Raw genomic sequence first — 3682 nt, 5'->3', positions numbered from 1 at the left:
GGTCTGGCGGCGCTTGCTGGAAAACTCACTATCGGCGAAGGTAAACTGTTGGTTCATGAGCGGTAATGGCTGTGATTTACTATGCAGCTATGATCTCACATTAGAGACTTATTCGCATCTTCCCTAGCTCAAAGCCGTTGACGATTGTTTTGTGTGTTTCGTGTATCGATATGAACTCACCACTGGTTTGATAATGGTGAAATCCATCGTGAAGCACCCTGAATTAAATTCGTAGACACTTGAAGCTCTGCTGCGATTAAATACTCGCTTAATTTTACTTCATCTGAATAGTCTCTTCTTTGTCGCGCTACTTTCTAAAAAGGTAACGTTAATCGTTATTAACGTTACCTAATTTTTTATAATGCTTAGTGTGGACACTGTCCGTTGTTCATACTTCATCGATTGCTTCCTAAAATTTATCAGCTTACTACCAGGGACTCTATCTTAACACCCGTTGACTGTGAGAAAGCATATCACTGCATTTATGAAAAGGCATATGCATGCTTGCTTCATACAAGTGACTACCGGATTTGACAAAGTCTCTGTTTATAAAGGTGTCAGTTTGAAAATTACTGCTTCATCAGACGCAACTATTTCAGTTAGTATTTACCTTGATCGTTACAAACTCGTTTCCCGACACCGTTTTTGTTTCAATTCTTTCTATTAACTCATCATCTAAGCCTAATTCATTAAACGCTTCTAAGAATATTTCTTTTAAATGAAAATCTAAAAAGCTCGCTTTCTCATAATCTCCAGCTTTTACTTTACCAACATGAGAGCCATTAATAGTGACGCTTAATGAAAAGTCTTGATTACTTAATAGCGTGTTAAGCGGTTTTAGAGTGGCTATAATCTTATTTTTAGTCAATTTTTCTCTGTAACTGGAGAAGCAGCACTCGCCAGGTGTATACACTGTTACCACATTTCTATTTACTTTAATTGAATTGGCTGTTGCGCTTTGGTTTGGCTCTATTGAGCTTTCTAGAGCTTGTAAATAGGCCTTTTCAAAAATTATATTTTTATCTACAACTTTAAAATTTGCTGCACTTAACATTGGCTTTGAGATTTCCTCAAATCCTGATAAGTCAAACGTTGTAGTGACTGGGTCTGAGTGAAAAGGAGTAAAGCGAACGATGAGCTTGTCTGATTGTGCTATTTCCCTTATCAGCTCTCCAGTGTCAAAAAAGAAAACTGATTCTCTGTCAGATGACCGAGAGCCACGGTACTCCTTTGCTAGTTTTGAATCGAATCGTAATTTCAGATCAACAAAACCGTCATAACTAGTTTCTGCGTAAACTCCTAAATTTAAAATTACGTCTAACTTACCCTCGAAGTATCTAACAAATAGTGTGGGCTTTGACTTTCTGTCTGGCCAAGCATATATCGTTGAGTTTGCTTCTAAACTAACTAAGTAAGTTAGAGAGTCATCCATTTGAGACGTTCTTTCGAACCCCTGCCACTTCGCTACGCTATACCGTTCATCTGATGCTACAGATAAATCGCATATCAAAACCAAAGATAAAAACAAAACAGCTAGATTCTTATTCAATTCCTACATCCCTATATCACATTGATTTTATTGAATATTGTATAACAGCTTAACTAGCTAAACAATTTCTATTAATTACTTCTCTTTCTTTCGAAACGGCTAACATTATCTATCGGCCAAAGCTGGAGTAATAATTCTAAAAGGTGTTTTTAAAAATGGGCCAATATAAACTTCCAATTTTATTAAAAAGTGTTTAGATGCAGCCTCTCTTTTTAAACCCCGCCTCCCAAGCCTTGAAGCGATGTGTAAGTAACTCTTTGGTTTTTAAACCTCGTGCGAGTGCGCGTTTGCTTTTTGCTCTTTCTTCTTTATTTTCGAACGTTACTCCGGATAGCTCCTGCTCAAACATACTAGGTACGACATGACTGTAGTGTTGCTCTATCATCGCAATGCTAGTACCGCATTGTCGAGCAAGTACATCAACCCTTAAAGTTCGGCTAAGTAATTGCCAAGTTATGTAAGTATGGCGCAGCGAATAGAGTGTTCTAGGTCCATCTGGGCTGGTCTTCAGCTCTGCTTCTTCTAATGCTGATACAAAGGTTCTACCTAGTTCGTTGGTACTCGATCCGTCAGCTAATACAAATATTTTGTCGGACGGTCGGCGATTAGGAAAACGATCCATTAAATTCATAAGGGGAAAGACAAACTCATCTTTGCACACGACAGTTCTGGTGCCAGTATGTTTCGTGGTCTTGCCTTTTCGTACTTTAATTTTAAAAATCACTTGGTGCTCTTGTCTCGTCATTGATATGTCAGCCCAAGTCAGTTCTTCCATTTCAGTGCCGGGCCGAATACCTGTATTGACGACTACGTCAGCATAATCTAGTAAGAGTTCCCTTATTTGCCTGGTCTTTTCCTTGCGGCTGTTGTCTCTCATACTTTCGAGAGTTTCTACAACCTTCTCATATTCAACTTCGCTGAAAGCAGCACGTCTAGCCCCCTGCTCTCCTTTGTTACTTAATACTGGCACCTGAACTGGCAACATCCATTGATTTTCAACCGCAGCTTTAAACACCATTTGTAGCGCAGCGTTATGATTTAGCAGAGTGGATTTGTTAAGAACCTTACCAGCCTTTTGTATTCGCCAAATGTCGAATTCTTTGAGCTTGTCTTGGTCAATAGAAGTGATATACGTGCGGTCAAAAAATGGAATGTGATATTTTTTCAAAGCTCCCATATAGTCTTTGTAGCTAACTTTACCGCCGCCGTGCGCAAGCTCATGTTCCATAGCTAGAATACTCTTCGCAGCTACATCGCGAAAACGCTTGCTCGTTGTAAGAGTTCCTGTTTCCGCTTTTATTTTCCACTCCATGCGTAGCAATCTAGCCGCTGCTATAGCTTCTTCTTTATCAACTTGTTTAGTTGATTTGCAGTGCCATTTCCCGAAAAGCTGAAAACGGGCGTACCACTTTTTACTGTTATCTTGCAGGAAAACGTAGAGCGTGTCGTCGATGTCGTGTCTTGCTAACTGCTTAGCCATAAATACTCATTTGCAAAGAAAAAATAATGCGCTTACTCCGAGTATATATGGCTTAGTGACAATAGCTACCTGTTTTATATGGATATTTTTAGGTTATATTAATACACATTAACGTGACCTATTAGTCTGAATCTAGAAACCTGGTGGCGGTTCAAGTCCGCCCACTGGTACCATCTCTTTTCTTACCAATGAAAGAGATAACAATAAGCCGACGCAAGTCGGTTTTTGTGTCTGAAATTCGTTGAACGCTTTATTAACGCATAACCTTCGAATCTTCAGCGTTCGCTGCGACCGACTAAGCCATAGTTTCACTGTGAAAGTAAATAGGACAGTCACTTTCCCTAGCTATATTTGATAATGGCAGCTGATTTTATAAATCCCCCACACAGCCGAAGTTCTTAGCCTTTTAATATGAACAAAGATCTAATTGAGAAATGGGCTAACAATTAAAATGAAGAGCAGTCGCTATATTGAAGCTGAGGATATTATACTGTCACAATACCAGTGAAAGGCGTTCCAAGCGTCTTTCTGAATCGCCCCGTGTTTGCCAGAGACTCAATAACTTGAGAAACTGGAACTATGAAAAAATCAAATCGCTATACATCAGAATTTCGTGAACGTGCAATTAGGCTTGTTACCACACAACAGCATGA

At 39.3% G+C, this 3682-nt stretch carries 2 protein-coding genes; both read right to left on the bottom strand.

The genetic code is table 11. The features are described from left to right. Window positions 1-595: 595 nt before the first annotated feature. Complete coding sequence (locus GTH32_RS18965; RefSeq protein ID WP_163088740.1) at window positions 596-1549, bottom strand: hypothetical protein; 954 nt, start codon at window positions 1547-1549, stop codon at window positions 596-598. 193 nt (window positions 1550-1742) lie between these two features. Further along, window positions 1743-3029 carry a site-specific integrase gene (locus GTH32_RS18960; protein WP_163088738.1) on the bottom strand — a complete coding sequence of 429 codons (1287 nt, stop codon included), beginning with the start codon at window positions 3027-3029 and terminating at the stop codon, window positions 1743-1745. Between the last annotated feature and the right edge of the window lie 653 nt (window positions 3030-3682).

The organism is Alteromonas profundi, assembly GCF_010500865.1.
GTDB classification, from domain to species: domain Bacteria; phylum Pseudomonadota; class Gammaproteobacteria; order Enterobacterales; family Alteromonadaceae; genus Alteromonas; species Alteromonas profundi.
The sequence above is the reverse complement of the archived record's forward strand: the minus strand, read 5'-3'. Positions and strand labels throughout refer to the sequence as shown.